General features: G+C 34.7%; 13 protein-coding genes and 1 pseudogene. 12 read left to right on the top strand and 2 right to left on the bottom strand.

All coding sequences use genetic code 11. From position 1 onward, the window contains the following. Nucleotides 1–76 precede the first annotated feature (76 nt). The 7 genes from F5613_RS02775 to F5613_RS02745 all read left to right on the top strand — a co-directional run bounded on the left by F5613_RS02775 (nucleotide 77) and on the right by F5613_RS02745 (nucleotide 8,343). Entirely contained in the window at nucleotides 77–1,465 is a 1,389-nt protein-coding gene (locus F5613_RS02775) for a Gfo/Idh/MocA family protein (RefSeq protein ID WP_179398599.1), read from the top strand. 17 nt (nucleotides 1,466–1,482) lie between these two features. Then, nucleotides 1,483–2,925, top strand: coding sequence for a tagaturonate reductase (locus F5613_RS02770; RefSeq protein WP_179398598.1), 1,443 nt, complete (start codon nucleotides 1,483–1,485; stop codon nucleotides 2,923–2,925). Next, nucleotides 2,922–4,409 carry a UxaA family hydrolase gene (locus F5613_RS02765; RefSeq protein ID WP_179398597.1) on the top strand — a complete coding sequence of 496 codons (1,488 nt, stop codon included), beginning with the start codon at nucleotides 2,922–2,924 and terminating at the stop codon, nucleotides 4,407–4,409. Before F5613_RS02770 ends, F5613_RS02765 begins: the two co-directional genes overlap by 4 nt. 504 nt (nucleotides 4,410–4,913) lie before the next feature. Next, entirely contained in the window at nucleotides 4,914–6,353 is a 1,440-nt protein-coding gene (locus F5613_RS02760) for a DUF5687 family protein (protein WP_179398596.1), read from the top strand. 12 nt (nucleotides 6,354–6,365) lie between these two features. Then, a complete protein-coding gene (locus F5613_RS02755) occupies nucleotides 6,366–7,067 on the top strand; it encodes an ABC transporter ATP-binding protein (protein ID WP_179398595.1) in 702 nt (233 codons plus the stop codon). Nucleotides 7,068–7,208: 141 nt separating this feature from the next. Continuing rightward, the gene (locus F5613_RS02750; RefSeq protein WP_179398943.1) at nucleotides 7,209–7,784 is read left to right on the top strand and encodes a sugar O-acetyltransferase; all 576 of its coding nucleotides are present in this window, start codon (nucleotides 7,209–7,211) and stop codon (nucleotides 7,782–7,784) included. Between the two features lie 10 nt (nucleotides 7,785–7,794). Beyond that, nucleotides 7,795–8,343 (top strand): GNAT family N-acetyltransferase, encoded by a 549-nt coding sequence (locus F5613_RS02745; protein ID WP_179398594.1) that lies wholly within the window; start codon nucleotides 7,795–7,797, stop codon nucleotides 8,341–8,343. Between the two features lie 186 nt (nucleotides 8,344–8,529). Here the strand turns inward: F5613_RS02745 and F5613_RS02740 are convergent, their stop codons facing one another. Further along, entirely contained in the window at nucleotides 8,530–9,192 is a 663-nt protein-coding gene (locus F5613_RS02740) for an ATP-binding cassette domain-containing protein (protein ID WP_179398593.1), read from the bottom strand. A 454-nt stretch (nucleotides 9,193–9,646) separates the two neighbouring features. On the opposite strand from F5613_RS02740, the gene F5613_RS02735 reads away from it, so the two are divergent. Next, nucleotides 9,647–10,624 carry an IS982 family transposase gene (locus F5613_RS02735; protein ID WP_034753041.1) on the top strand — a complete coding sequence of 326 codons (978 nt, stop codon included), beginning with the start codon at nucleotides 9,647–9,649 and terminating at the stop codon, nucleotides 10,622–10,624. A 26-nt stretch (nucleotides 10,625–10,650) separates the two neighbouring features. Here F5613_RS02735 and F5613_RS02730 read toward each other — a convergent pair whose 3' ends face one another. Next, nucleotides 10,651–11,352, bottom strand: coding sequence for a hypothetical protein (locus F5613_RS02730; protein ID WP_179398592.1), 702 nt, complete (start codon nucleotides 11,350–11,352; stop codon nucleotides 10,651–10,653). Nucleotides 11,353–11,543: 191 nt separating this feature from the next. Between F5613_RS02730 and F5613_RS02725 the strand changes: the two genes are divergently transcribed. The 4 genes and pseudogenes from F5613_RS02725 to F5613_RS02710 form a co-directional block, all read left to right on the top strand. Further along, complete coding sequence (locus F5613_RS02725; RefSeq protein ID WP_179398591.1) at nucleotides 11,544–13,301, top strand: S41 family peptidase; 1,758 nt, start codon at nucleotides 11,544–11,546, stop codon at nucleotides 13,299–13,301. 97 nt (nucleotides 13,302–13,398) lie between these two features. Continuing rightward, on the top strand, nucleotides 13,399–15,174 hold the full coding sequence (locus tag F5613_RS02720) for a right-handed parallel beta-helix repeat-containing protein (protein WP_179398590.1): 1,776 nt from the start codon (nucleotides 13,399–13,401) through the stop codon (nucleotides 15,172–15,174). 259 nt (nucleotides 15,175–15,433) lie between these two features. Beyond that, nucleotides 15,434–15,700 (top strand): RNA recognition motif domain-containing protein, encoded by a 267-nt coding sequence (locus tag F5613_RS02715; RefSeq protein ID WP_068180992.1) that lies wholly within the window; start codon nucleotides 15,434–15,436, stop codon nucleotides 15,698–15,700. A gap of 262 nt (nucleotides 15,701–15,962) precedes the next feature. Beyond that, a pseudogene (locus F5613_RS02710) lies at nucleotides 15,963–16,250 on the top strand (transposase); the annotation flags it as partial. Nucleotides 16,251–16,274 lie beyond the last annotated feature (24 nt).

Raw genomic sequence — 16,274 nt, 5'->3', positions numbered from 1 at the left:
TTGATTTCCATTTGCTTCGTTATCAAGTAAAACATATATTTGCTATGACTAATATTGAAACTTTTAAATTAATACTATGAATAACACAACTACCAAAATGTCAAGAAGACATTTTATTGCAACAACGGGGACAATTGCCGGAACGGCTCTGCTCAATCCTATTTCTGAATTAAAAGCAGATACAAAAAGCAGTACAGCATTGCCTGATAAAAAAGTTCGTATCGCACTTATTGGTACAGGTATTCGTGGAACATCCATGTGGGGAAGTGATCTGACGAAAAACTATGCTGACTATCTGGAGTTCGTTGGCCTTTGTGATAATAACGAAGGACGTTTAGAAACAGGAAAACGTATCATAGGAACTGATTGTCCAACTTATACCGATTTTGAGAAAATGATGGCTGAAACCAAGCCCGATGTGCTAATTGTAACGACAATAGACAGTACGCACCATCACTTCATTATTCGTGGCATGGAGCTGGGAGCAGATATTATTACTGAAAAACCAATGACGATCGATGAAAAGAAAATTCAGGCGATTCTGGATGCCGAAAAGCGAACTGGCAAAACATGCAGAGTCACATTCAATTACAGGTATTCACCTCACCGGGCAAAAATATGGGAACTACTTCGTGCTGGTGAAATAGGAGATATCACCTCCGTCGATTTTCACTGGTATCTGGATACCTCTCACGGTGCCGACTATTTCCGGCGTTGGCACAGACTGGTGGAATGCAGCGGATCGTTGTGGTTACATAAAGCCAGCCATCATTTTGATCTGTTAAATTGGTGGATAGACAGTGATCCGGAGTCTGTATATGCTGCGGGGGCCCTGGACTTTTATGGAAAGAACGGTTCTATTCGGGCTGAGAACTGTCGTACCTGTAAGCATACAAAAGAATGTCCGTTCTATTTCGATATAATGAGAGATAGAACCATGGTTGATCTTTATGTTGAAAATGAGAAATATGATGGTTATCTGCGTGACGGATGTGTATTTAAAAACGATGTTAATATATTCGACAAAATGGCAGCAACCATAAAATATGCCAATGGGGTACAGGTGGCGTATTCATTGACGGCATATTCTCCTTACGAAGGATACCGAATCGCTTTCAACGGAACTAAAGGACGGATAGATGCCTGGATTGAGGAGTCTAAACCTACATCTGATAAGAACTATGATGAGATTGTATTGTTTAAAAACTTCTCTCGCAGAGAATACATTCATGTCCCATTCGCTGCATCCGGACATGGAGGAGGTGATAAGTTATTGAAAGACCAGATATTCTTACCTGAAATTGGTGATCCGTTTAAACAATTTGCCAATGTCCGTGATGGAGCTTTAGCCTGTTTGGTTGGTATAGCGGCTCGAAATAGTATCGCGTCAAAAGCCCCTGTAAACATTGCTGATCTAACATCTATCAAACCTAAAGCAGTAAAAGAGTATAAAAGAATACTGTGATAAACGAAGCATCTTTCATGAGAGAATTAAATAGAAAAACAGCGTCTGCAAAACAATACACTGAACGTATTATCCAGTTTGGAGAAGGAAATTTCCTTCGCGCCTTTGTGGATTGGATTGTTTGGAATATGAATCAAACAATCGACTTCAACAGTAGTGTAGTGGTGGTTCAGCCTATTGAAAAAGGCATGGTTGATGTACTTAATGGGCAGGATTGTCTTTATCATGTAAACCTACAGGGATTGGATAAAGGTGAACCGGTGAATAGGCTGACTTTGATAGATGTTATCAGCCGTGCTATTAATCCATATTCACGGTTTGACGAATATCTAAAATTAGCAGAACAGCCTGAGATGCGGTTTGTAATATCAAATACAACAGAAGCCGGTATTGTTTTTGATCCAACTTGTAGGTTGACGGACAAACCCTGCTCCTCCTATCCGGGGAAGCTGACTCAGTTACTGTATCATCGTTTTAAAACATTCAACGGAGATTTGAGTAAAGGTTTGATCATATTCCCTTGTGAGTTGATATTCCTGAACGGACATAAGTTGAAAGAAGAAATTTATAAATACATCGATCTATGGGAATTGGGCAATGATTTCAAAAAATGGTTTGAAGAAGCATGCGGTGTTTATGCCACTTTAGTAGATCGTATTGTTCCCGGTTTTCCTCATAAAGATATTGGGGAAATCACAGAGAAATTACAATATAATGATCAGTTACTTGTGCAAGCGGAAATATTCCATTTATGGGTGATCGAAGCTCCACAGGAAGTTGCCCTGGAATTCCCTGCGGACATGGCTGGATTGAATGTTTTGTTTGTTCCCGACGAAAAGCCTTATCATGACAGAAAGGTTGTCTTGTTAAATGGACCGCACACAGTATTATCTCCGGTAGCTTTTCTTTCTGGAATTGATATTGTAAGAGAGGCTTGTCAGGATAAAGTGGTTGGTAAATATATCAATAGGGTGATGTATAATGAGTTGCTTGAAACATTGGATCTTCCTAAAGTGGAGTTGGAACAGTTCGCACGTGATGTTTTGGAACGGTTTAATAATCCCTTTGTAGATCATCAGGTAACCAGTATAATGTTGAACTCATTTCCAAAATATAAAACGCGCGACTTGCCGGGAGTGAAAACTTATTTAAGTAGGAATGGTAAATTACCGGATGGATTGGTTCTTGGTTTGGCTGCCATTATTACTTATTACAAGGGAGGTGTTCGTGAAGATGGTACGGAAATAAAACCAAATGATGCTCCTGAAATAATTGCTCTTCTGGATGAATTATGGAAGACAAATAATACCGGAAAGATTGCTCGTGGAGTATTAGGTGCGGATTTTATTTGGGGAGAAGATTTAAATGAAATTCCTGGTTTGACCGAGCAGATAAAACTATATTTAGATCTGATTCAACAAGAAGGAATGCTTCAGACTGTAAAAAGAATCATCCAATGAATAAGTATATACAAATAAATGCGGCAGATAATGTAGCTGTGGCTATAGTTCCTTTATTGTCAGGAGATAAATTACGTATCGATGATAGAGAGATTACGTTGTTGGAAGATATTCCAGCAGGTCATAAAGTAGCCTTGAAGTCCTTTGCCCGGAATGAGCATATTATAAAATATGGTTTCCCGATCGGACATGCTAGCCAAACAATTCCAGAGGGTACATGGATTAACGAAAAGAATATTAAGAGTAATCTGGAAGGTGTGTTGGATTATACTTATCAAGCGCAAAAAGCTCTGCCCATGACCGAAAAATGTGATATTACTTTTAAGGGTTACCGAAGGAAGAACGACGATGTGGGTATTCGGAATGAGATTTGGATCATTCCAACTGTAGGTTGTGTAAATGGTGTAATTAATCAGTTGGCAGAAGCTTTTCGGAATCAGACTAAAGGAGCTGGTGTAGATGCAATTGTTGCTTTTCCTCATAACTATGGATGCTCACAATTGGGTGATGACCATGAAAATACGAAAAAGATTTTGCGCGGTATGGTTAAACATCCAAATGCTGGTGGCGTATTAGTAGTTGGATTAGGATGCGAAAACAATCAAATAGATGAATTCAGGGAGTTTCTTGGTGAGTATGATGAGGAACGTGTTCGATTTATGGTTACACAGCAAGTTGGAGATGAAATAGAAATAGGAATGCAATTATTGAATGAGCTATATTGTTACGCCTCAAAAGATAAAAGAACTGATATTCCTTTATCGGAACTTAAAGTTGGATTAAAGTGTGGCGGTTCAGATGGCTTTTCCGGCATAACAGCCAATCCTTTATTAGGTGCATTCTCTGACTTTTTAGTAAGTCCAGAGGGTACTACTGTATTAACAGAAGTGCCAGAAATGTTCGGTGCCGAAACTCTTTTAATGAATCGTAGTCTGAATAAAGCTGTATTTGATAAAGTTGTTCATTTGATAAATGATTTTAAAGCCTATTATATTGAGAACAACCAACCTATATACGAGAATCCTTCTCCTGGAAATAGAGCAGGTGGTATATCTACATTGGAAGAAAAGTCGTTAGGGTGTACACAAAAATCAGGCGCATCTCCTGTTCGCGATGTCTTAATGTATGGCGATCAATTGAAAGTTAAAGGCTTGAATCTATTAAGTGCTCCCGGCAACGACTTGATTGCAAGTACTGCTCTTGCTGCATGCGGCTGTCATCTTGTTCTTTTTACTACCGGAAGAGGTACACCTTTTGGTACTTTTGTACCTACTGTAAAAATATCCACAAACAGTAATTTGTTCATCAATAAACCCGGGTGGATTGATTTCAACGCCGGCTCCTTAATAGAAGGAGATGGGATGGATCATTTATCTAAAAGATTTATAGATTATATTATTGAAGTAATAAATGGTAGGCCTGTAAATAATGAAATAAAGAATTATAGAGAAATATCTATATTTAAGACAGGGGTTACATTATAAAAATAGTTTGTCTGTATACCTACTTTCTAGTTAAAGGAACAGCCAGATACCTTAGATCTGGAGAAGAGTATGATATGATGAAAGAATAATTTTCATTAAATCTGGTTACTCACTTTACTCCTGGCGGGAGTGTCAAACAAGTAACTATGGCACATGGTATAGTGCATCTCTTTAAAACTGGGCAAGGGAATGTCAAAACTTAAAATATCAAGCTCTATATAGCGGCGGACCGATGGGTCGAATAATCCTATTATATCTACGTCTTAATTTTATAGATGATAATTAATCAAAAAAGCATGATTTGCAAATAAATGTATTAATTGTTAATATTTAAAGAGCTTTTATGAAAAATGCATGTTTTAGGAAAATGTGTTTGTGTTAAATAATATCTTATATCATAACTATCAATTTATAGGTATTTAATTATTATATTTGCAAATCGCAATGTATTTAACCCGCGAAGTTGTTTTGCTATCTGTCTGTTCAATCTTAAATTTAGATATAATGAATTTCATTTTCCTATTGCGTTTATCATGGAAATCTGCTAGACGCAATAACTCATTTGGTAATGATATCTTAGATTTTTTATTCAAATATATTTATTTAATATCAATTCTGTTTGTTCTTTACATTACGGGTTCATTATTAACAGAATATGGATATGAGTTTTTGTCAAATAAAGCGAATCCCCTGGAGTTTATCTATTTTTATTCTTCAATTGCAATTTTGATAGATTTAATTTTAAAGATTATATTCAAAAGAACATCTTTTAGATTTGCATTCATTCAACAATTACCAAATACAAAAAGAAGTATAAAAGCATATTGGATTTTAAATGAATTGTTTTCTGCATGGAATATTTATTTAATACTATTTTTTTTCTCTTTTATTACTAATCACATCTATCCGAAAGAAGGCATTATTAAAACAATGTTCCTCATTTTAAATTTATTTATCTTGCAGTTGTTGGCTGGACAATTAGCCAGTATAATTCAATATAGAAGAAAAGTTAGTGTTTGCATATTAGCAATAATCGCAACCTGTTTATTGCTACTTATGATTCATTTTTATACAGATTGGGAAATTAAAATGAACGTAATTAACCAAATAGTTTTAGTAATCTCATCTTTTTCTGTTGTAGTTTTATCATTAAATGTTAGCTATAACTACATTAAATACTGTGCTGAAAACACTTATAGTACAAATACTAGATTTAATACTCTAATGGGTGTTTCGCTTAAAGGCAACTTATTTAAGTATAATATACTTTTCTTAAGGATGCTTTTTCGGTCGCCCCGTATGAGGCAAGAATTGATCATTGCTGTATTATTATCAGTGCTATATTTCTTTGTATATACAAAATTTGAAGATCGCGCTATGCTGAGTGTTTTTAGCATGAATGTAATTTTCTCTTCTATCATTTTTATTATATTGTCTTTACTTTTAAATCAATATATATTTTCTGCTGAGGCTTCGTTTTTTGATAAATTATCCCTTTTGCCTGATATGCGTAAATTGTTATTATCCAGATATTTGATTTTTGTTATTTCCTCAGTGTTTATTTATTTAATTTGGTTCTTAATATATTCTGATACTAAGTCAATATTTCAAACAACAGCAATCTACGTATACTCACTGGGGCCAATATTAGTATCAAGTTTTGGAAGTATTTTATTTGCTAACCATAAAATTGATTTGTTTGTTTCAAACATGAAATTGGCTGCTAATTCAGCAACAAGTCAATCTCTTTTTATTATTCTTACTTATTCATTTTGGATAGGGATAATCAATATTTTAAATATTTATTACCCCGTTATTATCTATAAATTTATGTTTATTACTGGATGTTTGTTTATTATACTTTCACCCTATATTCTAAACTATATTTATTTTTTGTTTAACAAGAATAGATATTCTAAGTTAAGTAAATACAGAAAAAAGTAACTCAATTGAAATATGGATATTGAAATTAAAAAGCTAAAAAAACAATACAATAATCAGATCGTTTTAGATATTGATTCACTGTTTATTCCTCGTGGTGAGCTTATTGGTTTGATAGGCAACAATGGAGCTGGAAAAACAACTTTACTAAGATTAATTTCGGATCTTAGTAAAGCAACTTCGGGACGAGTTCTAATAAATGAAAATGATGTAAGTAAATCTGAAGCGTGGAAACAATATACATCATCTTATATCGATAAAAATTTCTTAATTGATTTTTTAACTGCAGAAGAGTACTTTGAATTTATTGCAGCAAGTTATAATATTACTAAACATGAATTAGATATAAGTTTAGCTGGTTTAGCTGATTTTATGAGAGGGGAATTAATGAATAAAAATAAATATATACGCGATCATTCTATTGGAAATCAACAGAAAATAGGTATTATAGCTGCAATTATAAGTAATCCGGATATATTAATATTGGATGAGCCGTTTAATTATTTAGATCCCACTTCACAGCATTTTATTTGTAATTATCTTAAAAACATAAATCAAAATAAAGGAGTAACAATGATTATTTCAAGTCATAATTTAGAGTTAATTTACGATGTATCATCTCGCATAATATTACTTGACAGTGGAAGAATAATAAAAGATGTTGTTGTAAATAATACAGAACAAAGAGATGAGATAAATACTTATTTTAAGTTATAGAAATCAGTATATATAACATTTGCTTCGTTATTAAGTAAGACATATATTTGTTATGACAAATATATTAAAAAGAAGAATGATTCACTGTGTTTGGATAAGACTTCTTTATTGCTGGGTATAGGAAATGTAATTTATATTAAAATAATGACAGAACGAGAAAAAATGCTTGCCGGAGAGATATATGACTGCGGTGACGAACAATTGATTGAGCGTTGGCATCTAGCCAAGCAGCTTCAAAAAAAGTATTCTGAGACTGACAGCAGAGACAGAGATACTCTAAATTCTATTTTGGATGAATTAATTGGCGGTAGGGGTGATAATGTTTGGATAGCTGCTCCATTTTTGGTTGATTATGGTGAGAATATCTTTATAGGAAACAATGTGGAGATAAATATGAACTGTGTCTTTTTGGACTGTAACCGTATATCTATTGGCAGTTATAGCGGTATCGGTCCCGGGGTACATATCTACACTGTTACTCATCCGGTAAATCCGAAGGAACGTCTGCCGGGAAACAGCCAATTTTGGAAATCATATACTGCTCCGGTTACTATTGGTAATAATGTATGGATTGGAGGAGGGGCAATACTATTACCGGGTGTTACAATCGGCGATAACACAACCATCGGAGCCGGTAGCGTAGTTACTAAGTCAATCCCCGATAATTGCATTGCAGCTGGTAACCCTTGCAGAGTAATCCGTAAAATTGATGAATAGAAACAATAGCATGGAACACACTATAAAAACGGATAGATTAATCATACGGATTGCTAGACCAGAAGATGCAGAGGCCATTTTCTCATATCGTTCTGATTGCATCGTAAACCAATATCAAGGATGGATCCCAAATTCCATTGAAGAAGTTCGTAGATGTATTATAAATATGCCCGAAACTATTGATGTCGCTAACTTATACATTCAGTTTGTCGTTTTGAATCTTAAGGAAAACCGATTAATTGGAGACATGGCAATAAGCTTTTCAAACCATGACAATATGCAAGCCGAAATTGGATGTACATTAGACAAAGCTTTCCAGAATAAAGGTTATGCAACAGAGGCGATGAAAGGAATGGTCGATTACCTTTTTTCAACAATGCATAAACATAGAATTGTTGTATCTGTAGATCCGAGAAACACAGCATCTCTTCGATTAATTGAACGAATAGGCTTTAGAAAGGAAGCTCACTTCAAGAAAAGTTACTATTTACGTGGAGAATGGGTTGATGATATAATTTACGCAAAACTAAAAGAAGAGTGGATCATTGAACATTTTTAAATATAGTGGACGATAATATTTTGATCACACCCAGAATCATATTTGCAAATGATCATTTTATTTATTCTATCCTTGATGCAGAATATTTAGATTGGCATAAAAGGCATGAAGAGTTTTTAGATATTCTAGATCCTGTTAAAAATTTTTCGAAACCTCGGATAGGTTGCTATAATTGATGTTTTACTATCACTCGTTTTCATAATATCCAAAAGGGATTAAATCATTTGGCTCCCGTAATTCTTTCAAATAACAATCGTTAAGCAGCATGATGCGGTTTACACATTTGTGTACTTCCCTGAAATTATGATCGGTTAAAATAATTCCTTTGGATTGGGAGGCAATTTTAATATGTTCTCTGATGGATTCAGAAACAATAGGGGAGAGGCCCTGAAACGGTTCATCCAACAAAATAAATGGAGCTTTCCCCCATAGAATAAGCTTAATCTCGGCATATCTTTTTTCGCCACCAGACATTTCTGAAACCTTGGATTTTCTGATTCTGAAAAGGTGTTTGTCGGCAAAGAAGTCTTTTCTATATTCTTTCCCTAAAAGTAATTCTACACATTCAGCCAACGACAAATTATTCGGAAGATAGCCTTCTTGAGGCAGAAAACCAAGTAACCCTGAGCGATAAGCGGCTTGTTTTTGAATTTTACCGTTTATACGAATGCAACTTCGATCTCCTTTTAACGATCCGAATATTATTCTTAGCAGTGTAGATTTCCCAGTTCCATTCCGACCGAATAATCCGATAATATCTCCGGGAACGCACGAAAGATATACATCTGCTAGAATGGTTGTTTCTCCATACATTTTTATTACGCTATCAACCTCAAGCTGCGTGTCCATATTGTAAAGATTAAATTAAAAATAATGTAAATAGAGAATGAAAATATGAAGGATGTTATCCATAACTCAACCTTCGTGATACCTTGGTTATAGAAAAAATAATATTGATCTTTATTGACGATTTCTTCAATCAGAATTTTAAATATCATTCCTATTGGGATAAACAACAGAAGCTTATTGATCATTTGAATAATCGGGGTCTGATATTCCGGATCGATAGACATTTGGGCAATTAAACCAAATAGAATTCCTATTCCTGAAGCTGAAAGTATTCTGCTTTTGAAAAAGACAAAATGAAATTTACTCCTGTTTTTTAGATAAATCATACGGTTGCATTTCCTACAAAAATAATAAATAAATTACGTTAAAGTCTGATTACCAGATAAAAAACGTTAAAGAGGTAAGTCTATTAATATATATAAAGAACCCGTTGGCGGAATTAATTCACTAAAAAATGTCAGGAAATAAGTTGTGCATATCATTGATTATTAGTATTTTAATGGTGATCAAACTATTAATATACAGCTCAATTATGCACAACTTATATGCAATATTCGCTAAATTTCTTGATATATGCAAGATGTTTTCTGCTGATTTAGTAAACGAAAAAGGGAATATACCTCGCAGAGGAGTCGTCCCGAAGTTCTCTGACTTAGAAGTGATCAGTTTAAGCCTTGCTGCCGAATCAATAGGTATAGATAGTGAAAGCTTTTTGTTTTCTAAATTAAATGAATACAAAGATGATTTTTCTTCTCTCATATCCCGTCGTCAATATAATGATCGCAGGAAGCTCACTATCGGCTTATGTAATCAGGTGCGTGAAAGAATTGCATCAAAAGTTGATGGTGGAGAAGCTATTTTCTGTATTGATTCTATGCCAATTGAAGTCTGTCGTCCCATAAGGTCAAAACGTTGTAAAATGGGAAAGAATAATTATGATAAAGCTCCCAATTATGGCTATTGTGCTTCACAGGGTAAACATTATTACGGATATAAATTACATTCTCTCTGTGGGTTGAGCGGTGTCATACACTCTTTTGACCTGACAAAGGCGAGTGTTCACGACATTCATTATTTGAAAGACGTAAAGTGTAACTTTCAGAATTGCACCATCATCGGTGATCGTGGATATATTGGAGCAGCCATACAACTTGATTTATTTGAAAAAGCTAATATCAAGTTGGAAGTTCCATATCGGTCGAATCAAAAAGATTGGAAACCTGTATTTAGTCCATTTGCTAAAGCAAGGAAAAGGGTTGAAACGCTTTTTGCACAATTATGCGATCAATTTATGATAATCAGAAATTACGCAAAACAAACAGAAGGATTGTTTACCAGAATTACGGGGAAAATTAGTGCACTTACAATCCTTCAATATATAAACAAGATTAATAACAAACCCATTGGACAAATTAAATATGCACTAATTTAATTCCGCCAACGGGTATAAAGAATCGTTTATTGTTTATGATGTAGCATTATGGAATTATAAATCTCTAAAGTTTTATTGGGATCCCGAAAGTTTATAATTATATGCCTTTTGTTTTCTGTTTCAATATGTAGAAAAGGCTTTTTATCCTTGTGAACTATTAATTTTATATTCCCCAATGTATCGGTACTAAAATACCCTTTTTTAATTTCCCCTATGGCAATTCCGTTTGTACGTAATTTGATTTTAGGAGTTACTTCAATCAGTTGCACATGTGATATTTGATCTAAAGGAATACTCTCTCCGTATACTCCGGAGATTGTAATGTTTTCTTTGTGAATTATAATGTTGGGCTCGATATACGCTATTGGAATAATTGACATTAAGAGAATTAAAGTTGCAGTTAAAAAGATTATTGCAAAAGTCGAAGTTTTTTGTGTAACGATTTTTCGTTTGATTAAAGCATAAATACCAGCACCGAATGGAACTACAACACTTGTACTAAACAATAATATCTCGCTATTAATTAAAAATGAAACGAATGAAAAAACAATAACAAATATGCCTGCAAATTTGAATGCTTTGGAAATTTCGATTCCATATTGTTCTATAAATTCTGACTTGTAAAGTTTAGGATTTGTGAATTGATCATGAGGATTTCTTTTAATATAATACCCGGTAAATAATAAGCTGGCAGCTCCTATTATATTGAAAATAATTAAGAAAATCATATGCTGTACAAGTTTAATATCATTCAAATTCATTCTATTCAGTCGGACCGATCGACTGGTTAGCGGTGAAGCATGGTGTTCAAAGTTATAAATAATATCTTTATTTACTAATTAAATAAATAGTAGTTCATTACAATAAAACACTAGTGTCCCATTTTTGATGGACACTAGTGTTTTTAATTAAAATAAATATGATAGATTTGAGGAGAATTGATACTGAAATAATCAAATCTTATAACCTTGATACCAAAATGAAAAAGCCTAATTCGAAAAGATTTTATCATTGTGTTAAATCATTATGTCCGATTATCTATTTGGTATGCCTGATTGCGAATTTTTCTTGTAGTAATACTAAGTCTGAAGAGTATTTTGTTAGACAATGTGATTTTGTCTCGGACTATCAGTATAATGATACAACTAAATGGGCAATTACATGTAGAGTTTGGGGCTTGCTAAAATACTATCATCCCAATGTTACTGCAGGAAAATTTGATTGGGATAAGGTCTTATTGGAAAGCTTAGAAGCTATTTCCTATGTTAATACACCCGATGCATTGAATCTTGAACTCAATAAAATGCTGATTTCCGCTGGAGAATACTCCTATAAAGAGGATAAAGAATGGAATGATTCATTAAAAATGAATGTTAACCTTAGCTGGTTGAATAGTTCCTTTATTGATGACTCCTTGAAGATTGAATTAAAGAAAATAGCCTCATTAGAAGTGAAATACCCATCCTTTTACGGTGTAGATTATGAGCATATTGTTCTTCAAAATGAGAAAAACTACGATTTTGAGGTTTCATCATCTCAAAAGTCTGTAAATCTTCGTTTACTATCTTTTTTCAGATATTGGAATGTAATTTATTACTTTTTCCCTCATAAATATTTAATGGACCGATCTTGGGATGTAATTTTATCAGAGTATATTCCCAAGTTTATTGAATCTGTTGATCCCCAATCGTACAATAATACATTTTTGAAATTAGCCGCAACACTCAATGATGGCCATGCTTATCTAATTACTGGTAATGAATCCCCCAAAGACTTTAGAGATATAATTGAGAAAGTGGATGATATAACCATTGTAAGAGGAAATGCTGGCGAATTGCAAAAAGGTGATATAATCAGTTCAATTGGAAAACAGAATATTAAACAAGTTCGCGATAGCCTATCTGTTTTTACGGCTGCTTCAACCCAGGGAAACAAGGACTATAGGATAAATTGTAGTATTGGACAAATGATATTCGGACAGAAGAATTTGGTTAAAGTGTTAAGAGGTGACAAATTGCTGGAAATAAATGTTGTCCCTGTTGATTACAAGAAAGAGAATCTTCAAATATACCGTTGGATTTCAGATGGTATTGGCTACGTAGATTTATCTCAAGTTACAAATAAGGATATTAACCCATTGTTTGAGTATCTTTCTGAGGCAGATGGTATTATTTTTGATTTAAGAAAAGCCGGACCATATAAGATAGAACTCGAACCGTTTGTATGCCACTTGTTCGAAAAAAAGGAGATACAATTGTCTTCGATGGTTTATCCGGACCCAATGCATCCCGGGGCATTTTTATGGAGAAAGAATTTTCAAACAACTATTCCAGATTCATTAACTTGTCCAATTTATAAAGGGAAGATTGTTGTTTTAATAAATGAATCTACCCAAAGCGGTTTAGAAACAATTGCTTTGGAGATACGCAATAATTGTAACTCGACCTTAGTTGGTCGATCAACTTCAGGGGCCTTAGGTAGAGTGACTCTTGTTCCTCTTTTAGGGCGAAAAACTTCCTTTTCTAATTTTGCTCTTTTTTCTGCAGACGGAACAGAGTTACAACGAAAGGGTATTACCCCTGATATCCTTGTATTACCTACAATAGATGCTATTCGGAATGGAAGAGATGAAATATTAAATGCAGGAATCGATTTTATTAAAAAGCAGCAGATGTGAAATTGATATTATATTAGCAGAAGATAAATAGGTTTTATATATTTGTGCAATAAATCACTAAGATGGGTGATAAACACAAATAATTTTAATATTTATCATGAATAAAACGCTATTATTTATTGCGGGTTTGCTCTTTTTTGTTCTTACCAACGAATTGGTTGCTCAGGAGCGTGTTTACAGCATAACGAGTTTCGGATTGAAAGCTGACAGTAAGAAGAATGCTTCTCCTGTTTTAGCCAAGGCTCTGGATAAAATTAAACGAGATTATAAGGACGGAACGAATGTGGTGCTGAAGTTTCCTCGCGGACAATATCATTTTTTTGAATCGGGATCGGCTGTTCGTGAATATTACATTTCAAATCACGATCAGACTAATCCTAAAAAAGTAGGATTAGCGATTGAAGATTTTAAAAATCTTACCATCGACGGACAGGGATCGGAATTTATTTTCCATGGAAGAATGATCCCATTATCCCTTTTACGCTCCGAAAATTGCACGTTGAAGAATTTCAGCATTGATTTTGCTAATCCCCATATTGCCCAGATACAGGTTGTGGAAAATAGTCCAGAGAAAGGAATCACCTTTAAGGTGGCTTCCTGGGTGAATTATCGCATCAGCAAAGATTCTGTTTTTGAAACCTATGGTGAAGGTTGGACTGCACAACCTGCTGGTGGTATTGCCTTCGAAGAGGCAACAAAACGTCTTGTATATAATACGAGTGATATCAGCTGCCCAACAAAAGGCGTTGTAGAGGTATCGCCCCGGTTACTGCATGCCCCAAACTGGAAGAATGCTAAATTAATTCCTGGAACGGTGATTGCCATGCGTACGTGGTTTCGTCCTACCCCTGGTATTTTCTTCTCTCATAACGTGAATTCCGTTTTAGAGAATGTTACCGTGCATTATGCTGAAGGAATGGGATTACTGGCCCAGTTTTGTGAAAATATTACACTTGATCGGTTCAATGTTTGCCTTAAAGGGCCCAACGATCCGCGATATTTTACTACACAGGCTGATGCAACCCACTTTTCAGGCTGTAAAGGTGCAATTATATCGAAGAATGGTTTATATGAGGGTATGATGGATGACGCGATTAATATTCATGGTACTTATTTAAAAGTAATAAGCCGGGTAGATGAAAAAACGGTAATAGCAAGATATATGCATGATCAGTCTTGGGGTTTTGAGTGGGGCAGAACAGCCGATGAAGTGCAGTTTGTACGTTCCGAGACTATGGAACTGCTTGAAGGTACTAACCGTATCGCAGAGATTCGTCCGTATGATAAAAAACAAATTCATGGGGCCCGCGAATTTTACATCAGATTTGATGAACCGATCCATCCGGATATAAATGAGAAAAGTGGTTTTGGCATTGAAAATCTTACTTGGACTCCCGAGGTCATCTTTTCAGGGAATACGGTTCGAAACAACCGTGCTCGCGGGGCTTTATTTAGTACACCCAGAAAAACTGTAGTGGAGGATAACTTGTTTGACCATACTTCGGGTACAGCCATTTTACTTTGCGGAGATTGTAACGGATGGTATGAGACTGGTGCATGCAAAGATGTTGTTATAAGGAGGAATAAATTTGTGAATGCGCTGACTAATATGTTCCAGTTTACCAATGGAGTGATTTCAATTTATCCGGAGATCCCGAACCTGAAAGGGCAGCAAAAGTATTTCCATAGCGGCATTGTAATTGAAGACAATGAATTTGATACATTCGATGCTCCTATACTTTATGCCAAATCGGTGGATGGTCTGATATTCCGAAATAATACGATTAAAAAGAATACGGGTTATGAGCCGTTTCATTGGAACAAAAACCGCTTTTTGCTTGAACGTGTAACCAATGCAAAGATTGAAGAATAACTATATTTTATGTGAAATTGGAGCCCGATTTGTTAAATATTGGGGTTTTTGAAAATAAAATGCTTTTTTATGAAAAATAAATGGCAAAACATAGTTGATTATCAAAAATAATTTCGGTTTTTTGCATCATCAAACAACAGATAGCATAGATTGTTTTATTACAGGTCGCTCTTTTACCAAATAGAGTATTTGATTGATGAAATTTATCTTTTTCCTAACTGAATTGTTTTAATTTATTAAATTATTTTATTGTATTTTTATGAACATTTACATTGGCAATCTTAGCTATTCAGTTAAGGAATCGGATTTGAAGGAAGTTATGGAAGACTACGGTACAGTTGATTCAGTTAAATTGATCATTGACCGTGACACTAGAAGATCAAAAGGTTTTGCATTCGTTGAAATGCCTAATGATCAGGAAGCGAAAAACGCTATCAACGAACTGAATGGCGCAGAATATCAGGGCCGTCAGATGGTATTGAAGGAAGCTACTCCTAAGGAATCAGCTCCTAGAAGATCTTATTAATTATTTTTCTGATAGCTTGCGCTTTCTAAACAAAGAAAGTTCTTGATTTGATCTAATAAAAATAATATAGACAAAACGAAAGAGGGTATCCAAACGGATATCCTCTTCTTTTTATATCTATTGTTGTCCGAATTCTATCAAATAAAAAAGAGGGTGTGTCAAAATAGGCACACCCTCGTTTTATGCACAAAGGTCGAACTTTCCCAATCTCGGCCTTTGCTATTTCCTAGAGTTTTTGTAACTTTAGGTTTTCAAAATTCATATGACAAAGTTACATTTTCGCCCGTATATATCCAACCAAACGCTTCTTTTTCCGAGCCGGATTGATGAAGATATTGCTGAAGATGACCCTGTCCGGGTAGTCAATGCCCTGGTTGACAATCTTGACCTTAATAATATTAAGGCTCTTTATAAAGAATATGGTCGTAGTCCCTATCATCCACAGATGATGCTCAAGGTGATTATCTACGCCTACATGAACAACGTTTATTCCTGTCGCAAGATTGAGAAGCTGCTTCTTCGCGACATCCATTATATCTGGCTTGCCGGGTATTGTATATAACAATTGAAAAGT

The organism is Macellibacteroides fermentans (assembly GCF_013409575.1).
In the GTDB taxonomy this organism is placed as follows: Bacteria; Bacteroidota; Bacteroidia; order Bacteroidales; family Tannerellaceae; genus Macellibacteroides; species Macellibacteroides fermentans.
This window is presented reverse-complemented; position numbering and strand designations above follow the sequence as displayed.

Excerpts from the sequence above, each read along its gene's own strand:
- F5613_RS02775 (WP_179398599.1), top strand. The coding sequence starts at position 77 with ATGAATAACACAACTACCAAAATGTCAAGAAGACATTTTATTGCAACA.
- F5613_RS02770 (WP_179398598.1), top strand. The coding sequence starts at position 1,483 with ATGAGAGAATTAAATAGAAAAACAGCGTCTGCAAAACAATACACTGAA.
- F5613_RS02765 (WP_179398597.1), top strand. The coding sequence starts at position 2,922 with ATGAATAAGTATATACAAATAAATGCGGCAGATAATGTAGCTGTGGCT.
- F5613_RS02760 (WP_179398596.1), top strand. The coding sequence starts at position 4,914 with ATGAATTTCATTTTCCTATTGCGTTTATCATGGAAATCTGCTAGACGC.
- F5613_RS02755 (WP_179398595.1), top strand. The coding sequence starts at position 6,366 with ATGGATATTGAAATTAAAAAGCTAAAAAAACAATACAATAATCAGATC.
- F5613_RS02745 (WP_179398594.1), top strand. The coding sequence starts at position 7,795 with ATGGAACACACTATAAAAACGGATAGATTAATCATACGGATTGCTAGA.
- F5613_RS02740 (WP_179398593.1), bottom strand. The coding sequence starts at position 9,192 with ATGGACACGCAGCTTGAGGTTGATAGCGTAATAAAAATGTATGGAGAA.
- F5613_RS02735 (WP_034753041.1), top strand. The coding sequence starts at position 9,647 with ATGTCAGGAAATAAGTTGTGCATATCATTGATTATTAGTATTTTAATG.
- F5613_RS02730 (WP_179398592.1), bottom strand. The coding sequence starts at position 11,352 with ATGATTTTCTTAATTATTTTCAATATAATAGGAGCTGCCAGCTTATTA.
- F5613_RS02725 (WP_179398591.1), top strand. The coding sequence starts at position 11,544 with ATGATAGATTTGAGGAGAATTGATACTGAAATAATCAAATCTTATAAC.
- F5613_RS02720 (WP_179398590.1), top strand. The coding sequence starts at position 13,399 with ATGAATAAAACGCTATTATTTATTGCGGGTTTGCTCTTTTTTGTTCTT.
- F5613_RS02715 (WP_068180992.1), top strand. The coding sequence starts at position 15,434 with ATGAACATTTACATTGGCAATCTTAGCTATTCAGTTAAGGAATCGGAT.